The 22,771-nt window shown below is 62.4% G+C and carries 18 protein-coding genes and 2 pseudogenes; 7 read left to right on the top strand and 13 right to left on the bottom strand.

Features of this window, described 5'->3' with window-relative positions; translation table 11 throughout:
- Positions 1 to 2: 2 nt before the first annotated feature.
- A pseudogene (locus ACK3SD_RS18385) lies at positions 3 to 112 on the bottom strand (type VI secretion system tube protein Hcp); the annotation flags it as partial.
- 161 nt (positions 113 to 273) lie between these two features.
- On the opposite strand from ACK3SD_RS18385, the gene tnpA reads away from it, so the two are divergent.
- Positions 274 to 684, top strand: coding sequence for an IS200/IS605 family transposase (gene tnpA / locus ACK3SD_RS18380; RefSeq protein ID WP_481127726.1), 411 nt, complete (start codon positions 274 to 276; stop codon positions 682 to 684).
- A 381-nt stretch (positions 685 to 1,065) separates the two neighbouring features.
- Here tnpA and ACK3SD_RS18375 read toward each other — a convergent pair whose 3' ends face one another.
- The 3 genes from ACK3SD_RS18375 to ACK3SD_RS18365 form a co-directional block, all read right to left on the bottom strand.
- Positions 1,066 to 3,180 (bottom strand): TonB-dependent siderophore receptor, encoded by a 2,115-nt coding sequence (locus tag ACK3SD_RS18375; RefSeq protein WP_481127801.1) that lies wholly within the window; start codon positions 3,178 to 3,180, stop codon positions 1,066 to 1,068.
- A complete protein-coding gene (locus ACK3SD_RS18370) occupies positions 3,116 to 4,273 on the bottom strand; it encodes an ABC transporter substrate-binding protein (protein WP_481127800.1) in 1,158 nt (385 codons plus the stop codon). The genes ACK3SD_RS18375 and ACK3SD_RS18370 overlap by 65 nt, the downstream gene beginning before the upstream one ends.
- A gap of 180 nt (positions 4,274 to 4,453) precedes the next feature.
- Positions 4,454 to 5,299 carry a GNAT family N-acetyltransferase gene (locus tag ACK3SD_RS18365; protein ID WP_481127799.1) on the bottom strand — a complete coding sequence of 282 codons (846 nt, stop codon included), beginning with the start codon at positions 5,297 to 5,299 and terminating at the stop codon, positions 4,454 to 4,456.
- A 379-nt stretch (positions 5,300 to 5,678) separates the two neighbouring features.
- On the opposite strand from ACK3SD_RS18365, the gene ACK3SD_RS18360 reads away from it, so the two are divergent.
- The 4 genes from ACK3SD_RS18360 to ACK3SD_RS18345 all read left to right on the top strand — a co-directional run bounded on the left by ACK3SD_RS18360 (position 5,679) and on the right by ACK3SD_RS18345 (position 8,453).
- Positions 5,679 to 6,893, top strand: a complete 1,215-nt coding sequence (locus tag ACK3SD_RS18360) for an MFS transporter (protein ID WP_481127798.1) — start codon at positions 5,679 to 5,681, stop codon at positions 6,891 to 6,893.
- Between the two features lie 95 nt (positions 6,894 to 6,988).
- Entirely contained in the window at positions 6,989 to 7,444 is a 456-nt protein-coding gene (locus ACK3SD_RS18355; protein WP_481127797.1) for an acyltransferase, read from the top strand.
- Between the two features lie 76 nt (positions 7,445 to 7,520).
- Positions 7,521 to 7,742 carry a type II toxin-antitoxin system Phd/YefM family antitoxin gene (locus ACK3SD_RS18350; RefSeq protein ID WP_481127796.1) on the top strand — a complete coding sequence of 74 codons (222 nt, stop codon included), beginning with the start codon at positions 7,521 to 7,523 and terminating at the stop codon, positions 7,740 to 7,742.
- A 114-nt stretch (positions 7,743 to 7,856) separates the two neighbouring features.
- Positions 7,857 to 8,453, top strand: coding sequence for a hypothetical protein (locus tag ACK3SD_RS18345; RefSeq protein ID WP_481127795.1), 597 nt, complete (start codon positions 7,857 to 7,859; stop codon positions 8,451 to 8,453).
- 29 nt (positions 8,454 to 8,482) lie between these two features.
- Here the strand turns inward: ACK3SD_RS18345 and ACK3SD_RS18340 are convergent, their stop codons facing one another.
- Positions 8,483 to 9,658: a sugar transporter gene (locus ACK3SD_RS18340; protein WP_481127842.1), complete on the bottom strand. Its 1,176-nt coding sequence runs from the start codon at positions 9,656 to 9,658 to the stop codon at positions 8,483 to 8,485.
- Positions 9,659 to 9,972: 314 nt separating this feature from the next.
- On the opposite strand from ACK3SD_RS18340, the gene ACK3SD_RS18335 reads away from it, so the two are divergent.
- Positions 9,973 to 10,941 (top strand): sulfonate ABC transporter substrate-binding protein, encoded by a 969-nt coding sequence (locus ACK3SD_RS18335; protein ID WP_481127841.1) that lies wholly within the window; start codon positions 9,973 to 9,975, stop codon positions 10,939 to 10,941.
- 28 nt (positions 10,942 to 10,969) lie between these two features.
- Here ACK3SD_RS18335 and ACK3SD_RS18330 read toward each other — a convergent pair whose 3' ends face one another.
- The 8 genes and pseudogenes from ACK3SD_RS18330 to ssuD all read right to left on the bottom strand — a co-directional run bounded on the left by ACK3SD_RS18330 (position 10,970) and on the right by ssuD (position 20,574).
- Positions 10,970 to 12,187, bottom strand: a complete 1,218-nt coding sequence (locus tag ACK3SD_RS18330) for an acyl-CoA dehydrogenase family protein (RefSeq protein WP_481127794.1) — start codon at positions 12,185 to 12,187, stop codon at positions 10,970 to 10,972.
- Positions 12,184 to 13,635 carry an MFS transporter gene (locus tag ACK3SD_RS18325; RefSeq protein WP_481127793.1) on the bottom strand — a complete coding sequence of 484 codons (1,452 nt, stop codon included), beginning with the start codon at positions 13,633 to 13,635 and terminating at the stop codon, positions 12,184 to 12,186. The genes ACK3SD_RS18330 and ACK3SD_RS18325 overlap by 4 nt, the downstream gene beginning before the upstream one ends.
- A 169-nt stretch (positions 13,636 to 13,804) precedes the next feature.
- Positions 13,805 to 14,680, bottom strand: a complete 876-nt coding sequence (locus ACK3SD_RS18320) for a MetQ/NlpA family ABC transporter substrate-binding protein (RefSeq protein ID WP_481127792.1) — start codon at positions 14,678 to 14,680, stop codon at positions 13,805 to 13,807.
- A gap of 2 nt (positions 14,681 to 14,682) precedes the next feature.
- The gene (locus ACK3SD_RS18315) at positions 14,683 to 15,384 is read right to left on the bottom strand and encodes a methionine ABC transporter permease (RefSeq protein WP_481127791.1); all 702 of its coding nucleotides are present in this window, start codon (positions 15,382 to 15,384) and stop codon (positions 14,683 to 14,685) included.
- Positions 15,381 to 16,400, bottom strand: coding sequence for a methionine ABC transporter ATP-binding protein (locus ACK3SD_RS18310; RefSeq protein ID WP_481127790.1), 1,020 nt, complete (start codon positions 16,398 to 16,400; stop codon positions 15,381 to 15,383). The genes ACK3SD_RS18315 and ACK3SD_RS18310 overlap by 4 nt, the downstream gene beginning before the upstream one ends.
- Positions 16,397 to 17,824 (bottom strand): LLM class flavin-dependent oxidoreductase, encoded by a 1,428-nt coding sequence (locus tag ACK3SD_RS18305; protein ID WP_481127789.1) that lies wholly within the window; start codon positions 17,822 to 17,824, stop codon positions 16,397 to 16,399. Before ACK3SD_RS18305 ends, ACK3SD_RS18310 begins: the two co-directional genes overlap by 4 nt.
- A 76-nt stretch (positions 17,825 to 17,900) precedes the next feature.
- A pseudogene (locus tag ACK3SD_RS18300) lies at positions 17,901 to 19,348 on the bottom strand (FAD/NAD(P)-binding protein).
- Positions 19,349 to 19,416: 68 nt separating this feature from the next.
- Positions 19,417 to 20,574 (bottom strand): FMNH2-dependent alkanesulfonate monooxygenase, encoded by a 1,158-nt coding sequence (ssuD, locus tag ACK3SD_RS18295; protein WP_481127788.1) that lies wholly within the window; start codon positions 20,572 to 20,574, stop codon positions 19,417 to 19,419.
- A gap of 276 nt (positions 20,575 to 20,850) precedes the next feature.
- Here ssuD and ACK3SD_RS18290 point away from each other — a divergent pair, with 276 nt between their 5' ends.
- The gene (locus ACK3SD_RS18290; RefSeq protein ID WP_481127787.1) at positions 20,851 to 22,746 is read left to right on the top strand and encodes a sigma 54-interacting transcriptional regulator; all 1,896 of its coding nucleotides are present in this window, start codon (positions 20,851 to 20,853) and stop codon (positions 22,744 to 22,746) included.
- Positions 22,747 to 22,771 lie beyond the last annotated feature (25 nt).

The following is a 22,771-nucleotide window of genomic DNA, read 5'->3' as shown; positions in this document are numbered from 1 at the left end:
GGTCAGGCGTAGACGCGATCGTTCCAGGTAGCGCGATAGATAGGTTCCCTTCCATATATTTCCAAGTGATGGCCGCATAGCGCAACTCGAGGGTTTCATGGTGCGTGCTGCTTGGTTATCTCGTTTGCCAGATTAAAGACCTGATTGACTTCAAAAGCCATCTGCCGCAAAACGGCGGCGTGTTTGTCTTTAACTCTGACTGAGAGTGTTTTGGTATGAATGCTCATAGTGCGCTAAACTACAGGCTTTATAGCACATTTTCAAGGTTGGTCTATGGAGTTAACTTATCGAACGGGGCGGCATTGCGTCTTTGTGCTGCATTGCCATTTAATCTTTATCACTAAGTACAGGGGCAAGGTGTTTAACGCCGTCCATCTGGAAACGTTGGAGAAGATAATCCGCAACGTATGCGAGCAGTTCGAATGCGAGGTTGTAGAATTTAACGGGGAGTCGGATCACATCCATATCCTGCTTAACTTTCCGCCGAAGGTGGCAATCAGCAAACTGGTTAACAGCCTGAAAGGGGTGAGCAGTCGCAAGATGAAATTGCTTCATCCTGATTTGCATAAACCCGCGTGGAAGTCAGACGCGCTTTGGTCGCCGTCTTATTTTGCTGGCAGTGTGGGCGGTGCGCCCCTCGAAGTGATTAAGAAATATATTGAGGATCAGAACCGCCCTCATTAGCGCCCTGTCGGGCGCTTTGCTCTGCATCCCCTACCTAAAAGGAAGGGGCTTTCCGCGAAAAGCCTGGTAATACAAGGCACGCATTGCGCTCACCCTTATTGCCTCTATTTGATGGGATAGCGCCGGCCCTACGCCCTTTAATGCGTGGTCGAGTTTTGAAGCGAGAATACTATTAGATTGCAAATAATTAATAATCTGTTTGTTTTAATGCATAACCGTTTCGTGCGAAGAGTACACGGCCAATATTTGGTTGCTTAGCACTCTCTTCTACACCGGAGATTAGGTGATCGTTGATTTTGAATAATAACGCAAAGTATGTTGTAACTACTTACGTAGTGTAAATACATCGCTAAAAAAGCCGGCTACTGCCGGCCTTGGGGATTAGAAATCAACGGAGGCGGAGAGCACCACTTCGCGCGGATCGCCGATCGCGATGCGCAGGTTGCTGGCGCTAGAGGTGTAGTAGGTGGTGTCGAACAGGTTTTTCACGTTCAGTTGCCACTTCACATCGTAGCCACTGTAAGGTGTGTGCCAGGCGACGAAGGCGTCGGCCACCGTGTAGTCATCCAGCCAGAAACTGTTGGCGGCGTCGCCCGGTCGCTTGCCGACATAACGGCCGCCGACACCAACCCGCAGGTCATCATTGGCAATTAGCCCGGTATGGCCAAAATCATTAGTCAGGAACAGCGCGGCAGTGTGGCGCGCGGTGTTGGGCATCCGCATCCCGCGGTTCTCTGGGTCCTCTTTGACCCGGGCGTCGGTATAGGCATACGATCCCACCAGACTCAGGCTACGGGTCAGTTGACCTGCCATATCCAGCTCCACGCCCTGTGAACGCACCTGCCCGGCGGTGCGGGTATAGGTCTCGCCGCCAATCGTCTCGCTCACCATCACATTGCGCTTGCGGATGTCATACAGTGCCAGCGTGCCGGTAATGCCGTTCGAGGTGTCGATTTTCGCGCCCACCTCATACGCCTTGCCCTGCTCCGGTGGCAGCGCACCAATCTGCGTGGCGATGGAGGAGTTGGGCTTGAACGACTCGGTATAGCTGGCATAAAGGCTCGACCAGTTATTCAGGCTGTAGACCACGCCCACGCGCGGCACCAGTTTGCTGTCTGAACTCTGGGTATTGGTGATGAACGGGCGGCCCTTGCCGGCCATCACGTCGAAGCGGTCGTAGCGCAGGCCGCCAATCAGTTGCCAATGCTCATCCAGACGCAGCACGTCCTGCATAAACAGCCCACGGCTGTCGATGTTCTCACGCTGGTCGCTGTCCTTGGCACTGACGGCGGTGCTGGCATCCAACAGGCCATAGACCGGATCATAAACGTTAAACAGGCTGTTCTTGGTTTTGGTGCCGCGGATCATGTCGCCCCGGTAGGTACGGTCGGCCTCATAATCGACGCCCATCAACAGCTGGTGGTTGACGCGCCCCCAATCAACATCGCCATTTAAGGAGAGTTGCGCGATCTGGGTACGGGCATTGGCGGAAGCCGTCGAGTCGGCCTGGCGCGTCAGGATGCCCGTGTCGGCATCATAGGCAGTGGCGCGCGCCTGATTGTCGCTGTAGCGATTGCGGTTGAAGGAGTAGGTAAACTGGGATGACCAGTTCTCGCTCAGCGCCTGATCGGCCTGGAAGGTCAGGGTGTCCTGATCGCCACGCGTGGCGTTGTAGGTTTCGTCGAAACGGCGCTCACGCGGCACATTGACTGGCTTGCCGGTGTTGGTGTCCAGCACCGTGCCGCGATCAAAGGGCACCAGATACTCCATATGCTCCCAGGAGAGCCGCACCACCGTGCTGTCGCCCACCCACATCAGGGAGGGGGCCACCACGGTCTGGCGCGTGCGGCCAAAGTTGCGCCAGTAATCCGTCTCACTGTGATCGACAATCAACCGGCCGGCAAACCCGCCGCCCAGCGGGCCGGTGACGTCAAGCTGACCACCGCCGCCACCAAAACTGCTGGTGCGCCCTTCGAGATGCACATGCGGCGTCATCTGCGGTTTTTTGCTGATGATATTGACCATCCCACCCGGCTCATTCATGCCGTAGAGCATCGACGACGGGCCTTTCAGCACCTCCACCCGTTCAGTGGTTGGCGTGAAGTTACGCGCCTGAATGGAGCGCAGCCCATCACGCAAAATGGATCCGTCACGGTTGTCGCCAAAGCCACGTTTGATCACCGCATCCTGGGTGCCGCCCAAGGTGTTGGACTGGGTAATGCCGCTGACAGTGTAGAGCGCCTGATCGAGGCTGCTGGCATCCTGATCCTCCAGCACCTGTTTCGGCACCACGGTAATGGATTGCGGCGTCTCGACGATGCGGCTCTCGCTGCGGGTGGCGGTTACGCTGCTGTGCGGCTGGTATGAGCCGATGTTGGCGGTCGCGGTCTCTTCCGCTTTTTTCGTGACGACCAGCGTATCGCCGGTCTCTTCAGCCTGAGTGAGGGTGGGAATGATCAGGCTGCTGCCCAGCAGGCAGGTCGCGATGGTTTTCATGGGGTAACTGGCTCCAGAAAGTCCCTGTCAAAGTCAGCGGCAAAAAGCGCTGATAAAGGTCTTGTAATGTCTGTTGTGGGTTGAGATCGCTGAACAAGGCCGGATAGAGCGCCTTGGCAAAATATTCGGTGGCTACCAGGTGATAGGGGCTGAGGTAGAAGTTATGCCACAGGGCATAGGCACGCCCGTCGCGCACCGCCGGCAGTTGCGCGAGGATCGGCTGTTTTGCCATCACTTGCTGGAAGCTCTGTGCGGCCTGTGCCGCTGCCACCTGCGGGCCGAGGCGTACCGTGCGGCTCTCCCCCTCTGGCTCGCCCATGCCGGTGGCGATATAGACGTCAGGGTTGGCGGCCAGCACGCTCTCAGGGTTCAGCTCGCCGAACACGCCGCTCACCTGACCTGCCGCGATGTTCTCCCCGCCGGCAAAGGCCAGCAGTTGCCCAAGGTTGCCATTGACGGCGGTGGTGCAGCAGGTATCGCGCCGACCGAGGTGCAGATGCAGCATCACGCGGGTTTTTGGCCCTTGGTAGGTTGCCAGCCGCTGTTGGATCGCCGCCATGTGGTGTTGGTAGAAGGCGATGAACGCCTCCGCGCGCTGCGGCTGGTTGAAGATCTCGCCCAGCAGGCGCACGCTCGGCACGGTATGGTTCAGCAGGTCTACCCGCAGATCCACCACCACCACCGGCACATGGGCCTGCTCCATCAGTTGCAGGAAGGCGGCGTTACCGGCGGTGCTTTTAGCCAGACGCGGCAAAATCACCAGATCGGGGTTGAGCGCCAGCACCTTCTCGGCGCTGATGTCATTGACGCTGCCGCTACCCAGTTGCGGAATGGTCGCCAACTGTGGAAATGCCTGCCGGTACTGCGCCCAGGTCTGCGGATCATACTTCGCCAAATCCGCCGGCCAGCCCACGATATGTGCTGCCGGATAACCCGGTTGCAGCAGGGCCAACGTGTAGAGCATCCGGCTCTCACCGAGGATAACGCGCTGGGGGTGGTCTGGGACGGTGACCTGTCGGCCGAGCAGATCAGTCACCTGTTTGGCGTGGCTGCCGAGGCTTACCACCAGCAGCAAAAGAGCGGCAAAACGCATGGATCCATCCGAGATGATTCAAGAGGCCGCAAAAGATAATCAATATCATTTGCTTTTACAATCTATTCCGGGAGGAAACTATTCATTTCATTAGGTAATGGCGGGCAGAATCCTGTAATCCCAGAATCCTAGGATTACAGGATTCTGGGATTCTTGCATGGATTGGCGAGGTGGTGCGGCTTAGCCCATCGCCTGTGACATCAGGCCAAACGCCTGCAGCGTACCGGGCGCAGGCACCCAGGGCGTGCCTCTAACCATCACGGTGGGGTTGTCCACCTCTTGCAGCCCCTGCCCTGTCAGCCAGCTGCACAGGCCAAGGCTCGGATCGCTGTCAACACGCACAAACTCGCCCGTCAGATCGGCCATCAACGTGCTGATCAGCACTCTCGCCTGCTGAGGATCATGGGCAATAACCGGCCCGATAAGCCAGCCATGCCCGAAGCGGCGCAGGCCGGCGAACCCCTGTGGCTGGCCATAGGCATCCTGCAGCAGCAACACACGCTCACCCTCGTTCAATAGCGTGGCTACCATCGCCGGGCGGAACAGGCCGTGGGCGCGGTGATCCAGTGCAGTAAGCAGATCCGCATCCTCTGCCGTGGCCGGGCGCAGCCGCTGCCCTGCCAGTGGGGCGACCAGCGCGATTTCGCCGAGGGCGGCACACTGGTGCTGCTGCACCAGACCGGTTACGTGGAAGCCATACTTCTCATAGAGTGCCTTGCCCGCCTCAGTGGCGTTAAGGCGCACGGTGTAGCCGGGCATTCGCTCCAGCATGGCGAGCAGCAACTGCTTCCCAATCCCATGCCCCCGATACGCCTCATCCACAATCACCAGCCCCACGGTGGCATAGGCCTCACCCCAGCGCCAACCGAGGATGGTGCCCACCACCTGCCCCTCCTGCTCGGCCACCACGCCCTCGCCGAGGCGCAGCGCCTGCTGCCAATCCTCCAGCCGGTGTGGCCACTTTACCTGTTGGGATAGCATCCACGCCTGAGGTAAATCGCTCTGCTCCATTGCACGAAAATGCATCGTCCTCTCCTTACATCATGCTGGCGCTTGGCGCACCAACCTCTCACTTGAAGCCATGCTGTCAGGCCAAGGGCGCGGGTTCACACCGTTGCAGCCAGTCTCAACCATCCAAAATAGAGGTTATTGCCTGGTTTGCATACCCTTCACGCGTCACTCGTGGGCTGAGGCTTAATCATCACATTACATGACTTAAGTGACAAACCTATTTGGGCAATCAATGCTTGCCGCTCCCGGATGGCGCGACTACACTGCCCGGCTCCTTAATGGAATCATCAACGGCGACAGCAGGGGCACCCCCCTACTGGCATGACAATAACAACGCGACATGCCGGCACGCGCAGTTCCTTTCTCTCATTTTTTACAGTAAGCAATTAGCATCATGGAAAATACCAGTCACACCCCGGCCCCCGCGCCGTCGGCCGCTTGGGCGATTTTCGCCCTGGCGTTGGGCAGCTTTGCCATCGGCATGAGCGAGTTCTCAATCATGGGACTGCTGTCCGAGGTCTGCCACTCCCTCTCTGTCACCCTGGCGCAAGGCAGCCAGTTCATCAGCGCCTACGCGCTGGGCGTGGTGATCGGCGCGCCACTCTTCTCCCTGCTCACCGCCCACCTGCCGCGCAAACGCCAGCTGATGCTGTTTATGGCACTGTTTTTCGTCGGCAACCTCGGTAGCGTGCTGGCGAACAGCTACCATGCGCTGGTGCTGGCGCGCTTCGTCAGCGGCCTGCCGCACGGCGCGTTCCTTGGCGTGGCCGCGCTGGCCGCCGCGGCGCTGGTGTCGCCTGACCACCGCGGCAAGGCAGTGGGCCGGGTAATCCTCGGTCTGACGCTGGCCTCGCTGCTCGGTAACCCGCTGGCGACGCTGCTGGGTGAGTACATCAACTGGCGCTGGGCATTCGGTGTGGTGGCCCTGCTGGCGCTGCTGGACGTGCTGCTGATTGCCGCGATCTTCCCGAAACGCGGCGACGAGGCGGTCAGTTCGCCGCTGAAGGAGATCAGGGCATTGATGAACATGCGCATCTGGCTGACGCTGGGCATTGCGGCGATTGGCTTTGGCGGCATGTTCTCGGTGATCAGCTACATTTCGCCGGTGGTGACCTACGCGGTGCACCTCTCCCATAGCTGGCTGCCGGTGATCCTGTTCGCCTTCGGCCTTGGCATGGTGGCCGGCAATTTGGTGGGCGGCTGGGCGGCTGACCGGAAGATCATGCCCGCCATCTTCTTTGTGCTGGTGTGGAGCATCGCGGTGCTGCTGCTCTTCCCGCTGCTGGCGCCGAGCCTGCTGGGTGCCATCGTCGGTAGCTTCCTGATTGGCACCAATCTGGCGCTCTGCGCGCCGTTGCAGGTGCGGCTGATGCAGGTGGCCGGCAAGGCGCAGACGCTGGCGGCGACCCTCAACCACTCCGCCTTTAACATCGCCAACGCGCTGGGCGCCAGCCTCGGTGCCTATGTGGTGGAGCATGGCTACCCGGTGACCTACACCGCCACCTATGGGGCCATTCTGCCGCTGCTGGGGCTGGTGATCTTTGCCTTCTCCCTGCTCAATGAGCGCGCCGCCCGCTACCGTGGCGAACCTGTGGCGTCAGAGGCGTAACATCTCCAAGCGGCCTGCGGGCCGCTTTTTTTATGCGGTTTTCTGCCGCTGGCGTTTGGGTTTATCATCGGGCCTTCACTGACAAGGAGAAGCACATGGTAGCGCGACGCAGCGTCGGTATTCAGGACGTCACCTTTGGCAAGGATGTGGTGATCTATGAGCCAGTCAACCTTTACGGCTGCACCCTGGGCGATGGGGTCTTCATCGGCCCCTTCGTGGAGATCCAGAAGAACAGCACCATCGGCCACGCCAGCAAAATCCAGTCCCACTGCTTTATCTGCGAATTTGTCACCATTGGCGAACGCTGCTTCATCGGCCATAACGTCACCTTCGCCAATGACCTGTTCCACGACGGCGCACCCAACCCCGACCCCGCCAGCTGGGGGCGCACGGTGATTGGCAACGATGTCTCGATCGGCAGCGGCTCCACCCTGCTGGCGGTCACCATTTGCGATGGCGCAGTGATTGGCGCAGGCAGCGTGGTGACCAAATCGATCACCGAGAAAGGCATCTATGCCGGTAACCCGGCCAGGATGCTGCGGCGGTTGTAAGCTTCCACCAACATACCTGTACATGTTACCTGTACAGGTGTATTGCGGCATCACCATTTCCTTACGGGCAAATATCATGAAAGAGATGAGTTATACCGACGCGCGACAAAACCTTGCGGAGATACTCAATGACGTTGCTGCTGGCGAACAAGTTGAGATTATCATGCGAGGCAAGGAGTCTGCGTATGTTGTAAATGCTCAAGAATACCGGGCATTTATGAAACATAAATTAGAGCATGAATTTGAAGAGATGATGTCTATACATGGTGATGCCATTAAGGCACTTGCCGAACGATGAACACACCTCTTTTTATTACGCTGTCATCTCAAGTCCTCCCCCTCTTATCCGATAACCCTCTGACATCATGCACTTCCGGCCACCGGGGGTGCCTTGCCAGAAAAGGATAAGCCTGTGCTGTTACCTGAAATCTGCCGCCATATCGGCGCGCAACCTGAGCGTTATGCCCGACGTTTCAACTTTGCTGCCTGCGAGCTGTGGCTCTGCACTGAGATTTGCCACATCTTCAATTTTGATCTGGGACATGCGCACTTCCCCGCGCTGGGGGAAGGACGCTACTTCCTCTATAACGAGGATGACAAACGCGATCTGAGCCTCTACCGCGACCTGTCGCAGGCTAAAGGCGCATTCCAGCACCAGTTGCTGACGCATATTGAGGCCAAGGTGGCCTACCCCAACCAGAACCCGCAAAAGAATTGGCTAAAATCGCTCACTATGAAGATGGCGAAACACCGGGGTATGGGCGTGACGCTGGAGGGGTGGGTGTTCCTGACGTGGACGTCCGATGACAAATATAAGAAAACGCCGCAGCCGGAGCAGTTCTTTGCCAATGTGGAGGCACAGTTGCTGGAGAAGGAGGCGTTGGGTTTGCTAGGGGAGAAGTGGGTGGTGGCGCCTGAACGTTACCCGGTGATTGATGAGGTGTTTGAGTGGCGTGGCCGCCCCAAACGTATCGTGGTGCAGGCGCTGCGCATCGTGGCGGCAGGATAAGCGCCGGGGCTGCCCCGGCGCGGTGGCGGTTAACGCCGGCGAGTACGCTGGCGCAGGTAGAGGCTCAGCCCGATGAAGGTCAACAGGCCGATGGCCGCGCCGCTGGTGCCGATGTTGCCCAGTGAGGTTCGCAGGATAATCTGGTTGCCGAGCAGCGCCCCCAGCCCAATCCCCAGATTCACAATCGAGGAGTAGATCGACATGATGATGTCCGGCGAATGGGGGTCGGTCGCCAGCACCTTCACCTGGAATGAGAGGTTGACCATCATGATCGCCATGCCCCAGAACAGGCTGAGGATCAGCAGCTCCATCGCGTTGGTCGCCACATAGCCGAGCAAGAACATCGACAGCGTAATCAGCGCGATGGAGGTGAGCAGCAGCGTGGTGGCGAAGCGCTCACCCATAAAGCCAAACAGCAGGCTGCCGATGATCCCTGCCCCGCCAAACACCAGCAGCAGCAGCGTGGTGAAGCCATCGCCCATCAAACCAATGTTCTTAATGAACGGCTCAATGTAGCTGTAGGCAGTGTAGTGCGCGGTAAACACCAGCGCGGTGAACAGGTAGAGGCTGAGCAGCATCGGCTGGCGCAGCAGCGCCGGCAGGCTCTTGAGCGAGGCGTGGTGCTCACTCGCCAGCGACGGCAGCAGCTTGAACAGCATCACCAGCACCACGATGGCCGACACGCCAATCACCACGAAGGTCATGCGCCAGCCCAGCAACTGGCCGATGATCCGTCCGAGCGGCAGGCCGAGCACCATCGCCAACGCGGTGCCGGTCGCCAGCATACTTAAAGCCTGGGTCTGTTTCCCCATCGGTGCGACGCGAATGGCAATCGAGGCGCTGATCGACCAGAAAATGGCGTGCGCCAGCGCGATGCCGATGCGCCCGGCCACCAGCACCCAGAAATTCCAGGCGACCACCGACAGCACATGGCTCAGGATAAACACCACGAAAGTCCAAAGCAGCAACTGCTTGCGCTCCACCTTGCTGGTCAGCAGCATCAGTGGCAGTGACATCAGCGCCACCACCCAAGCGTAGATGGTCAGCATCCAGCCAGCGTGGGCGGTATCAATCGCGTAGGTCTGCGCTATGTCCGTTAGCAGGCCAACCGGCACGAACTCCGTGGTATTGAAGATAAAGGCGCTGATGCTCAACAGCAGCACCCGCAGCCACTGGGTGCGGCGCGAGGTTTGCGGGATGTCCAAAACGTGATCAGTCATGATAAAAGTGGGGCGCCTCTCTTCAGGGAAAAGAAATATTTTGGGACGTAATCCACAAAAATGAAATTATTTTTATGTTTTCAGTGGGTAGGGCGTCAGGACACACCTTGCGCAGCGCAGGTTAAAAGGCGTCCATTGCCGCGCCGTTTCTAATCAAATCGAAAAAAAGCATTTAGTAATTAGGCATATAATATGCCGATAAAACCGTTTTCAATTCTGTCGCGGCTGGTCAGGATAGGGGCATTCCGTGAGCGCCTTTCTGCTTGGCACGGTCACTTTCACTAAGGGATAACAGAATGATGAAAACGCCATTTGGCCGCACCCTCGCCGCCACCGCCCTCACCAGCGCCCTGCTGGCCCTCTCCTCCGCAAGCTGGGCGGCAGAGAAGCCCGAGGTGGTGAATATTGGTTACCAGAAGGCCAATATCTTTGCGCTGTTGAAGTATCGCGGCACGCTGGACGAGCAGTTCAAAAAGCAGGGCATCCAGGTGCGCTGGGTGGAGTTCCCGGCTGGGCCGCAGATGCTGGAGGGGCTGAACGTCGGCAGCATTGATTTGGCGGCCACCGGCGACGCACCGCCGACCTTTGCGCAGGCGGCACAGGCCGATCTGGTCTATCTGGCGCACTCTCCGGCCAACCCCAAAACCGAGGCGATTGTGGTGCCGGAGAATTCGCCGATCCACAGCGTCGCTGACCTGAAGGGCAAGCGCGTGGCGCTGAACAAAGGCTCTGACGTCAACTACCTGCTGGTGAGCGCGCTGGAGAAGGCCGGGCTAACCTACAAGGACATCACCCCGGTCTACCTGCCGCCGAGCGACGCGCGCGCCGCCTTCCAGCGCGGGGCAGTGGATGCCTGGGTAATTTGGGACCCGTTCTACGCCGAGGTGGAGGCCCACGCCAACGCCCGCAAAGTGCAGGACGCCGAAGGTCTGGTGCCGCACTACACCTTCTACCTTGCCAGCCGCAAATTTGCCGACGGCCATCCGCAGGTGGCGCAGCAGGTGATTGATGAGCTATCCACCCTGAGCGACTGGGCCAACGGCCACCCGGATGAGGCGGCGAAAATCCTGTCGCAGTCCACCGGGCTGGAGCAGCCGATCTGGGCGCGAGCGCTTTCACGGATGCCGTTTGGCGCACAGCGCATGAGCCTTGAGGTCTTCACCCAGCAGCAGGCGCTGGCGGATACCTTTACCCGCATCGGCCTGCTGCCGGTGAAAGTGGAGGTGCGCAGCGCCACCTGGTCGCAGGACGCCGCGCTGAAGCAGTAACCCACCAGGCGGCCGGGCCGCCCTTCCCCTACTCCCCGTTGCCGATCTGCCAGACGAAGATCGGCGTTTTGCCATTGACCTCCCACTCCCCCACGGCACGCGCCTTGTAGATCACCGGATTGTGTGACGCCACGGTGCGGGCGTTGCGCCAATGGCGATCGAGCGCCTTGCTGAGCCGGGTATCGGACGCGCCGAGCGCATTGAACAGCTCTGTGGCGGCGCGCGGCACCAGCTCGCTGGCGATCACCTGCGCCCGGTCGGCATCAATCTCCGCCGTGACATTCAGCGCCTGCACCAGTGCCTCATCCGTGACGGCGTGCGCCTCGTAGGCACGTTGCAGCGCGTAGGACGCCTGCTGCACGCTGGCCTCGGTGGCCCAGGCCCAGGCGGCAATCTGCCCCACCACCTGCAACACCTGTGGATCCTGCCGTACCTGGCTGGCGTTGCCGTGGCTATAGACGCGGCGACGATCGCGCACCCCCTCGCGGGCATCGCGCAGCACGGCCCGGCCAATGCCAGCCAGCGTCGCCAGCAGCACATGCTGGTAGAAGGCGGTCTGGTAACGGAAGCGGCTGGCGAAGTCATAGACGTGCTCCTGCTCCACCTGTGCGGCGCTAAAACGGGTGGTGCCGCTGCCGGTCAGGCGCTGGCCGAAGCCATCCCAGTCATCCTCGCGCACCACGCCCGGCTGGTGGGTACTGACCAGCGCAATCACATCGCCACCGGTGTCGCTGCGCTGCGCGAACACATCGATCCAGTCGGCAAACAGGGTGCCGGTGCTGTAGAACTTCTCCCCCTCCAGCCGCCAGCCGTGGGCTTGCGGCGTCACTTTGGTGTTGACCTCGCCAAGCTTGACGTTGCCAATCTCCGTCCAGCCGCTGCCCACCAGCTCCCCGTCCAGGAAGCGCTGGAACCAGCGGTCACGCGCCGGGCTGTCGGGCTGGTTGAGGCGGTCCTCCACAAAGGCGAAGTGGGCGCGCAGCGCCTGCGGCAGGTTGGAGTCAGCCTCCGCCAGCTCGGTCAGCAGGGCGAACAGTTGTGGCAGGGAGGCACCGAAGCCCCCCTTCTCACGCGGGATACGCAGCGTGCCAAAACCTGCCGCCTTCAGCCACTGGATCGGCTCATGGGGCAGCGTGCGGCGGCGCTCGCGGTCACGCGCGCCTTCGGCGATGCGGGCAAAGAGCGGGCGGAAGCGTGCCGCCAGTTGCGCCTCATCGGCGCCGGTAGAGAGCAGGGGCTGGCTCATGGGGTATCTCCTTCAGGTGAATGGTCATCAATATCGTGGCGGGTTGGCTCATGGCGCACCGCGAGCAGGAACACAATCGGAATCACGGCGCTCAGTGACACCACCCAGAACATATTGGTGCCCAGCGACGCCTGCAAAATCGGCAGGATAAACAGCGCCAGCGCGCTGCCGATGCCAGAGAGCGAGCGGCTGAAGCCCACGCCGGTGGCGCGGATGGAGGTCGGATAGGAGAGCGCCGGGTAGATCATCAGCTGCGCGCCGGGGCCAAAGCCCTCGGCAAACAGCCACAGGCCGAGCATCAGCACGGCCACGCCGATGCCGATCGCCGCCTGCGGGTGGCCAATCAGCGCCAGCGCCACCAGCGCGATGAACTGGAGGGCAAAGCCCGCGATGGCCACATGGCGCGACGGGTATTTCCACGCCAGCCGCATTCCCAGCAGGCCGCCAGTGAAGGCGAACAGCACGTTCAGCCCGAGGGAGGCGGAGATGGTTTCAAACACGCCAGCCCCGAGGAACTGCGCCAGGATCGAGGGCAGGAAGAAGGCGATGGCGGTGTACTCAAAGGAGATACAGACGTTCATCACGCCAGCGACAATGGTGCGCTCGCGGTAAGGCTTCTGGAACAGCACGCGGAAGCTGGGCTTTGGCGCGGGCGGCGCGCTGGGGCGATCCGGCTCCGCCTCATGGGCATGGATGCCGTAGGCGTCGCGCAGGATGCGCACCGCCCCCTTCAGGTCGCCTTGGTTGGCGGCCCACAGCGGCGACTCGTTCATGAATTTGCTGCGCACCGCGATAATCAGCAGCGCTGGCACCGCGCCAAACAGCAGCGAGGCGCGCCACAGCCAGTCAAGGTGCTGCTCCGGCAGCAGGAAGTAGAGGCCAAAGATAATCAGGAAGCAGACCGAAGAAGCGGCGTACCACATTGGGCACCAGGCAGCCAGCCGCGCCGCCTTATTGGCCTTGCCGCTGAATTTGGAGAACTCCGCCAGATAGGCCATCGCCACCGGTAAATCAATGCCGACGCCGATGCCCATCAGGAAGCGCGCGCCAATCAGCACCCAGACATTCGGCGCCAGCCCGGCGGCAATCGCCGACACCACAAAGAACAGCATATCGGCCATGAATACCGAGTAGCGGCCATAGCGATCCGTCAGCCAGCCGCCAATCAGGTTGCCGATGATGGTGCCCAGCATGATGGAGGAGGTGACCAGCCCGGTCAGGGTGGGCGTCAAATTGAACTCCCTGACCACGTCGTCAATGCCATAGGAGAGGGTCGTCAGGTCATAGGCGTCCAGGAACACGCCGCCCAGCGCCAGAAAGACGATCATACAGGCATAGCTATTCTTGTCGCTGCGGGTGTTGATCAGTCGCGCCACGTCGCTGGCGGAGCGTACCGGCGCCGAGGGCGGCGCGCTGACCAGTTCATCATCAAGGTTAAGTGTGCTCATGGGCATCCTCTTATCAGGCAGGTGTCCCCCGGTTATACGAACCGCCACCTGACATCACAACCAACAATCCCTGCTAACGATATTCATCAAATTCAATAAGATACCTGGATGGCGGGCAGCAAAAAGACCGGTTCGGCCAGCGGCGGAACCGGTCAGGGCCTGGCAAGGATCAGTTGGCGGAGACGGGCACCAGCACCCCTTTCACCCGCGGGTCATCGGTCTCGGCCAGCCACCGTTGGACACGCGGATCGGCGAACGCCTGCTGCAATTTGGCGATGCTCGCCTGTTGCAGGTAGGGAGTACCAATCACCAGCTGGGAGGCAAAGGTTCTGGGCGCGGGCGGGAACAGGATGCCCTTCTCGCGCGGCACCTTGCCAGCGTCAAACTGTGAGACGTAGCCAATGGCGGCGTCCACGGAGTTGAGCGCGCGCGGCATGGTGAGCAGATCCAGCTCCTTGAAAACAAAACCATGCGGGTTCTCGCGGATGTCCTTCAAGGTGGCGGTGCGTGGCTCCACCGCCGGGTCGAGGGTGATCAGCCCAATGCGCTGCAACAGCCACAGCGCCTGCCCCTGATTCGCGCCGTCGTTGGGCACCACAATCTCCGCCCCCTGCGGCAGCGCCTGCACCGAGCTGTAGCGATCCGAGTAGAGGCCAAACGCCCACTGGAACACCGGCACGGTGGCGGTGAGCTGGAAGCCATTGGCATCCACCACCTGTTTCAGCCACCACTGGTGCTGGTAGACGGTGGCGGCATACTGCCCCGTAGCCACCGCGCGATCCGCTTGCACCGGGTCCTGAACGCCTACCGCCTCCAGTTTCAGCCCGTAGTCGGGCGCGACGTGCTCGGCGACATAGTTGATCAGCCGCTCCTCCCCGGCCATCGCTGGCTCAAAGTGCACCTTCAGCGTGTTGCCGAAGGTGACCGCCTGCGCCTGCCCGGCGTAGAGGTGCCAGGCAAAGCCAGCGGCGGCGAGCACCGCCACGCCAGCGACCACCCACGGCCAGCGCCGTGGCTTGACGATCTCAAATGAGGGGTGTGACATGGCTAATTCCTCTCCTGGTGAGGTTGCAAGGCGGCAACCAGCCGGTCGCCAATGAACTGGATAATCTGGATGGTGGCGATCAGCACCACGATGGTGGCGATCATGATGTGTTGGTCGAAACGCTGGTAGCCGTAGACCACGGCCAGATAGCCGATGCCGCCCGCACCGATGGTGCCAGCGATGGCGGAGTACTCAATCATGGCGATCAGGTTGAGGGTCACTGCCGCCACCAGCGCCGGCAGTGCCTCACTCAGCTGGGCGCGGGTGATGATCTGCCACGGCGAGCCGCCTGAAACCAGCCCGACCGCCGTCACCTCCGGTGGCAGTTCGCGCAGCGCGTTCTCCACCAGCCGGGCGAAGAATGGCACGCCAGCGGCCACCATCGGCACAATCGCCGCCGGGATGCCGATGGTGGTGCCCGTCAGCCAGAAGGTGAAGGGGATGATGGCGGCCATCAGCACCAGAAAGGGCAGCGAGCGGCCAATGTTGACCAGCCAGCCCAGCGAGCGATTGAGCGCTGGCTGCGGGAACAGCCCGCGCGGCGAGGTGTTGAACAGCACCACCCCCAGCGCGCCACCGAGCGTGACGACCAGCAGCATCACGATGCCGACCATCAGCCAGGTTTCGCCATAGGCTGGCAGCATCAGTTGGGCAATCTGGTTCCAGGGGGTGTCCCGGCTCATTACGTCAACCGAATGCGTCATACCGCCTCCCGCCAGGCCGGTGCCTGTTCTAGCACCTCCGCCGTCAGTCCCAGCGCGTGGAGTGCCTGCACCAGCGCCTGCGCGCTGACGGGCGACTCCGCGAAGCGCACCGCGATGCGCACCCGCCCCGCCTGCCGGTCGCCCAACCGTTCCACTTGGCCGCCGAGCAGATCAATGTGCAGGTTGAACTGGCGGCTCAGGCGGCTGATCCAGTCCGTCGCCACCGGCTGGCGGGTGCCGTAGGTGACCTGCAACAGCAGATCGCCCGCGCCCGCCAGCGCCCGCACCGGGAAGAGTTGCTCCCCCAGCCGTGAGCCGGGCTGCGCCAGCAGGTCACTGACCTCCCCCTGTTGCACCAGCCGGCCGTCGCGGATCTCCGCCACCGCATCGGCGGCGCTGCGCACCACATCCATCTCATGAGTGATCAGGATGATGGAGAGGCCGAACTGGTCACGCAGCTGCATCAGCAGGTGGAGGATGGCGTGGGTGGCCTCCGGATCCAGCCCGGAGGTGGCCTCATCCGCCAGCAGCACGGCAGGTTTCAGCGCCAGCGCGCGGGCAATGCCGACCCGCTGCCGCTGGCCGCCGGAGAGTTGCGCCGGGTAGCGGCTGGCCTTGTCCGCCAGCCCGACGCTCTCCAGCAGCTCCCCAACGTGGCGCGCGATCGCCGGTGGTGCCACGTGCAGGTACTCCAGCGGCAGCGCCACGTTCTGCCAGACGGTCTTGCGTTGCAGCAACGCAGAGGACTGGAACACCGTGCCGATGGCGCGCCGCTCCCGCCGCAGAGCCGCGCCGCCCAACAGCGAGAGATCCTGACCATTGACGCGGATACTGCCCTGGCTTGGCCGCTCCAGCAGGCTGATGCACTTCGCCAGCGTGGATTTGCCCGCACCGCTCGGCCCCACCACAGCCGTGATGCCGCCCGCTGGCACCTGCAACGAGATGCCTTTCAGCACCTCCACCGTGCCGCCGTGGCGGGTGCGGTACTGTTTATGCAGATTCTCAATCTCAATCATGGTGTGTTGGCCCCTGCGGTTTCACCCTGCGTGACGTTGTCACTCGCTGACCAGCGATAGCCGGTGGCTGGGTGGGGTGCGGCCAGCCGTGGCCCCTGCCCAAACAGCTTCTCGCGTAGCGTGCCCTCTGCGTAGTCGCGCTTGAATACCCCGCGCTTTTGCAGCTCCGGCACCAGCAGCTCGACCACGTCGACAAAGGTTTCATGGGTCACGGCATAGGCGAGGTTGAAGCCATCGACGTCGGTCTCCTCCACCCACGCCTGTAGCTCATCGGCCACCGTCTGCGCGCTGCCCACCAGCAGCGGGCCAAAACCGCCGATGCCCACCCACTCCGCCAGCGCCTGCACCGTCCACTGGCGGTTGGGATCCGCGGTGGAGAAGGTTTCAACCGCCGACTGGATGGCGTTGGTATGCAAATGCTTCAGCACCTGATCGGCGGGATACTGGCCGAAGTCGATGCCTGTCCAGCCGGAGATCAGCGCCAGCGCCCCCTCATGGCTGACGTAGGATTTATACTCCTGCCATTTGGCCTGCGCCTGTCGGTCGGTCTCGCCGACAATCACCGTTTGCAGGTTGAAGATCAGGATGCTGCGCGGATCGCGTCCCGCCTCGGCGGCGCGGCGGCGGATGTCCGCCACGGTCTTTTTCAGCAGCACCTTAGAGGGTGCGGCGACAAACACGCACTCGGCATGTTCCGCGGCGAACTGCTTGCCCCGGCTGGAGGCCCCGGCCTGATAGAGCACCGGCGTGCGCTGCGGCGAGGGTTCGCACAGGTGGATGCCCGGCACCTGGAAGAAGTGCCCCTGGTGGTTGATCGGGTGCACCTTGCTCGGGTCGCTGAACAGGCGGCGCTCGCGGTCGCGCAAAATCGCCCCCTCCTCCCAGCTCCCCTCCAGCAGCTTGTAGACCACCTGCAAATATTCATCGGCGTAGTCATAGCGCACGTCGTGGTCGCTCTGCGCCTGCAACCCCAGATTGCGCGCGCCGCTCTCCAGATAGGAGGTAACAATGTTCCAGCCCACCCGCCCCTTGGTCAGGTGATCCAGCGTCGAGAGGCGGCGGGCAAAGGGATAGGGGTGCTCAAAGGAGAGCGAGGCGGTCAGGCCAAACCCGAGGTGCTCCGTCACCAGCGCCATCGGAGTGATCAGCGCCAGCGGGTCATTGACCGGCACCTGCGTCGCCTGACGGATCGCCGCCTCGTTGTTGCCGTTCAGCACGTCATACACGCCCAGCACGTCGGCGATAAACAGGCCATCAAATTTGCCGCGCTCCAGCAGGCGCGCCAGCTCCGTCCAATAGGAGAGATCCTTGTACTGCCACGAACGGTCACGCGGGTGCGCCCACAGGCCGGGCGATTGGTGCCCAACGCAGTTCATGTCGAAGGCGTTCAAACGGATCTGGCGGGGTGATGAGGGTAAGGTCATGGCTACGCTCCAGGTAAAGCCGGGCCGCCGGAGCAGGCCCGGTGGGATCAAGGTTTGGTTAGGGGAAAGCGTTAACTCAGCGGGAAACCGGACATCGCCGGGAGGCGTCATTGACCGGCAGGGTTTCAAGAATACGTTGCGCCACCGCCTCGGCGTGCTCGGCCACCTGCGGCAGGCCCATCAGTTCGCCAAAGCGGCCGCGTGCCGCCGGGCCAGCCACCAGCAAGCGCGGATCGGGCTGCCCCTGCTGGTCGAGCGCCTCGGAGTGGGCGTTGACCAGAATGCCGAGGCCAAGCGGATCGGCCACGATGCGCCCTTGCGCCGCCAGTGCGCGCAACAGCGGTTGGCTCTGGATCAGCGCGCTGTGGGCCGGGCCGGTGGTGACCATCAGGCGGTCAACCGTTACCTGCTCCAACATGCCGCGCCGGTGTTTCAGTGACAGCGTCACGGTGTGCGGCGTGCTGTCGAGGGCCGCCAGCCGTGCCGATACGACCCGTAACTGGCCGCTCTGCTGCGCCGCCGCGATCACCGCGTGCACCTGTGGCGCGATGCGGTAGCGATGGACATCCCACCAGGGTCGCAGGTGGCGCAGGAAGCGGCGCTGTTCCGCCAGCGGCAGGCGTTGCCAGATCTGCTGCCCTTGCCGGCGCACCTCATCCAGCACCGCCTGCCAGCTGATGCCCTGTTCGGCGGCGGCGGCAATCTCCCGGCGGGTTCGCGCCAGCCAGTCGCGGGTGCGGTCAGCGGTGACCTCTCCGGTAGAGAGCGTCCACGGCGTGTAATCCCCCTCGGCGTTAGGGCGCGGCAACAGCCCCCGGCGTGAGAAGGCGGTAATCGGCCCACGGTGACCAATGCGGTGCAGCGAGGCCACCACATCCGCCATGCTCAGGCCCGTGCCGATGATGCCGACCCGCTCATCACGCCCCACCCGGTGCAGCGCCGCCGGTTGCCAGGGTCGGCCACCAGCGCCGGGTGGTGGGCCAGCCGTGCCGCCACCTGATGCGGCAGTGCCGGCGGCGGGTGGCTGATCGCCAATACCACTACATCCGCCGCCAGCCGCTGCCCGGCGGCGGTGACGATTGCGCCCTGATCCAGCCCGATGGCGCGATCCTGTAGGTGGCGCAAGGTGGAGGGAGAGTCACTCGCCGCCTGCCAGAATTTCTCTGCCATATAGCGGCCAAAGGCCGACCGCTGCGGGTAGAGTTTGCCATCCCGCCAGCGCGCCTGCGGATCGTCAGCGAATGCCGGGCTGGCGCGATACCAGCGCTCAAACTCCCCCTCCTCAGCGGCCGAGAGCATCATCCGTGCGGCAGGCACATTGATGCGGTGCGCCGGGTCTTCCGCGGAGTAAGCTACCCCATGCCCCGGCTGCGGGCGCGGCTCGAGCAGGGTGATCGCCAGCGGTTGCTCGCTGCGGCGCGCCAGCTGTATCGCCAGCGCCGCGCCGCTGAAGCCGCCGCCAACGATCGCGATGTGTGGCCTATCCACGGGCGCGGCCCGCCTGTGGTGCGCGCGCAAGCCCATACGCTCGCGGCATCGGTGCAACGTGGTGGTTCTGGTCAGGCATCATAGGTTCCCTTTGCTGGCCGGGCTTATTTGCCCGGACGTTTGTCACCGCCGATGGTCTCGCCAAACGGGCCGGTGTTGATGGTACGCGCGCGCTGTTGCGCCATGTTCTCCAGCGGCAGTAATGGCATTACCAGTTCGGCGAAGCGGTGCGCCTCCTCCAGATGTGGATAGCCGGAGAGAATGAAGTTCTCAATGCCGAGCGCCTGATACTCGCGGATGCGATCGGCGATCTGCTGCGGGCTGCCCACCAGCGCGGTGCCTGCGCCGCCGCGTACCAGTCCGACGCCCGCCCACAGGTTTGGCCCGATGCGCAGGCTCTCTCGGTTGCCTTGGTGCAGGGCGCTCATCCGCGCCTGACCGGTGGAGTCCATGCGGGCGAAAATCTTCTGCGCCGCCGCGATGGTCTCCTCATCCAGATGGGCGATCAGCCGGTCAGCCGCCGCCCACGCCTCCTCTTCGGTCTCCCGCACAATCACATGCAGGCGGATGCCATACTCCAACTTGCGGCCGCGCGCCTCCGCACGCTGGCGCACCACGGCGATCTTCTCCGCCACCTGCGCCACCGGCTCACCCCAGGTCAGGTAGCTGTCAATCTGGTTGGCCGCCACGTCAATTGCTTCCGGGGAGGAGCCACCAAAGTAGAGCGGCGGGCCATTCTCCTGCACCGGTGGGAAGAGGATCTCCGCCCCTTCAACATGGATGTGCTTGCCCTCAAAGTCCACTTTTTCACCCTTCATCAGGCGTGAATAGACGTTGAGGAACTCCTCCGTCACCTCGTAGCGCTCGGCGTGGTTGAGGAAGATGCCGTCGCCCTTGTTCTCCACCGGGTCGCCGCCCGTCACCACGTTAATCAACAACCGGCCTTCGGAGAGGCGATCCAGTGTCGCGGCCATGCGCGCCGCCAGACTCGGTGGCTGGAGGCCGGGACGCACCGCCACCAGATAACGCAGCCGGCGGGTGATCGGGGCCAGCGCTGAGGCCACCAGCCAGGAGTCCTCGCAACTTTTGCCGGTCGGGATCAGGACGCCGTAGTAGCCCAGATTATCGGCGGCCAGCGCAACCTGCTGTAAATACGGGAGATCCACCGGCCGTCCACCCTGAGTGGTGCCCAGATAACGCCCGTCGCCGTGGGTCGGCAGGAACCAGAACACTTTTAATTTATTGTCAGTTGCTTCGCTCATTATGCAATTCCTATATAACCATATCTGTTATTTATCGATGGATGCTTCCCGTTTGGTTATAAATCATTTAGCAGGATGCGTGCCAGCTTGTGACATCAATTTTTTCATTACTTATCAGCAAGATAAAAAATTGGCTCACTCAGTGGCGTGTTGCAAATGCGACAACCGCACTGTCGCCACTGCCGCATTTGCAACAGCCGCGCGTGGTTGCCCCCTCCCGCTGGCGACAGCAGTGGGATAAGCTTTTTCTCCCATACCTGCCGCAGGGAGAGTGCCATGCAGAACGTCCACCCCATCGCCCCCGATCAGCCGGTCTTGATTGATCCGGCCTCCATCGCCTTCCAGAACTTGCTGGACCAACTGGCGCCCACTGACGCCACCGTGCTGATTGTCGGCGAGACGGGCACCGGCAAAGAGGTGGTGGCGCGCTACCTGCACCACCATAGCCCCCGGCGGCACCAGCCCTTTTTGGCCGTAAACTGTGGCGCGCTGGCCGAGAGTCTGGCGGAGGCCGAACTGTTCGGGCATGAGAAGGGGGCGTTTACCGGCGCGGCACAGGCGCATCCGGGCTGGTTTGAGGCGGCGGAGGGCGGCACGCTGCTGCTGGATGAAATCGGTGAACTGAGCCTGTCGCTACAGGTGAAACTGTTGCGGGTATTGCAGGAGCGGGAGATCACCCGCGTCGGCTCGCGCAAGCCGGTGCGCATCAATGTGCGGGTGATTGCCGCCACCCACGTCGATCTGGCACAGGCGATCCGCGAGCGGCGATTCCGTGAGGATCTCTACTACCGGCTGAACGTGGCGGCCGTGGCGTTGCCGCCGCTGCGCCAGCGCCGTGAGGATATCCCGGTGCTGGCGGAGCACTTCTTGTCACTCTATGCCCGCCGGCTCGGGCGGCCACAGTTGCGGCTGTCGCCTGAGGCGCTCGCCGCGCTGATGGCCTACGGCTGGCCGGGCAATATCCGCGAACTGGAGAACACCCTGCACAATGCGGTATTGCTGAACCGGGAGAGCACCATCACGCCACGGCAGTTGCGGCTCAGTCAGGAGGAGCCGACCCCCGCGCCGACGGCGGACAACCTGCACGTTGAGCGCTTCATCCGCCAGGAGGTGGAGCGCGGCGCGCCCCAGCTCTATGCGCGGCTGGTGGAGAGCATGGTGCGCCATGCGCTGGAGGCCAGCGACGGCAACCAGTTGCAGGCGGCCTCGCGATTGGGCATCAGCCGCCACACGCTGCGCACCCACCTCGCCCATCTGGGGCTGATCAAAGGCCGCAGCAAACCCGCCGCCCCGCTGGCGGCGCAACAGGGCGACCGTACGCTGCGTATCGGCTACCAGAAGTTTGGCAATCTGGGCATGTTAAAGGCGCGGCAGAGTCTGGAGACGCTGTTTGCCGGGCGCGGGGTCAACGTGCAGTGGAGCGAGTTCCCCGCTGGCCCGCAGCTTTTGCAGGCGTTGCACCACAATGAGATCGATTTCGGCACCACCGGCGAGGTGCCGCCGATCTTCGCGCAGGCGGAGGGCAGCCCGCTGCTCTACGTCGCCTATGAGCCGCCCGCGCCGCAGAGCGTGGCGATGGTGGTGCCACCAGACAGCCCCTTCCATACCCTGGCCGAGTTGGCGGGCAAGCGCATCATGGTGAACAAAGGGTCGAATGTGCACTATTTGCTGGTGCAGATGCTGGATGAGCAGGGCATGGCGCTGAATGACGCTCGCATCGTCTACGCGCCGCCGAAATACCCGCTGGCCCCCAGCGACTATCTGGCCGCCGATGCCTGGATGATGTGGGACCCGCTCTTGAGCGATGCCGAGCAGGCCGGCTGGCGGGTGATTGCCGATGGCCGCCAGCGGGTGCAGAACCAGCAGTTCTATCTGGCACGGCGCGATTTTGTCGCGCAGGCCGGGGATACGCTGCCGCCACTGCTGGAGGCGCTGCAACAGACCGGCCACTATATCGACAGCCAGCGGCACGAGGCCGCCCGGCATCTGGCCGGTGAGCTGGGCCTGCCCTCCCCCTCGCTGGAGCAGGCGCTTTCCCGCCGCAGCCACCGTACGCAGTTGATGAATCATCAGGTGATCCGCGACCAGCAGGCGATCGCTGACCGCTTCTACGCCCTTGGGCTGCTGGCCCGCCCCATCGCCGTGCGTGACGCCATCTGGCAACCGGGGTGAATTCTTCATACGCTTAACCTGTTAA

Source organism: Chimaeribacter sp. YP20170169, assembly GCF_056739715.1.
The sequence above is the reverse complement of the archived record's forward strand: the minus strand, read 5'-3'. Positions and strand labels throughout refer to the sequence as shown.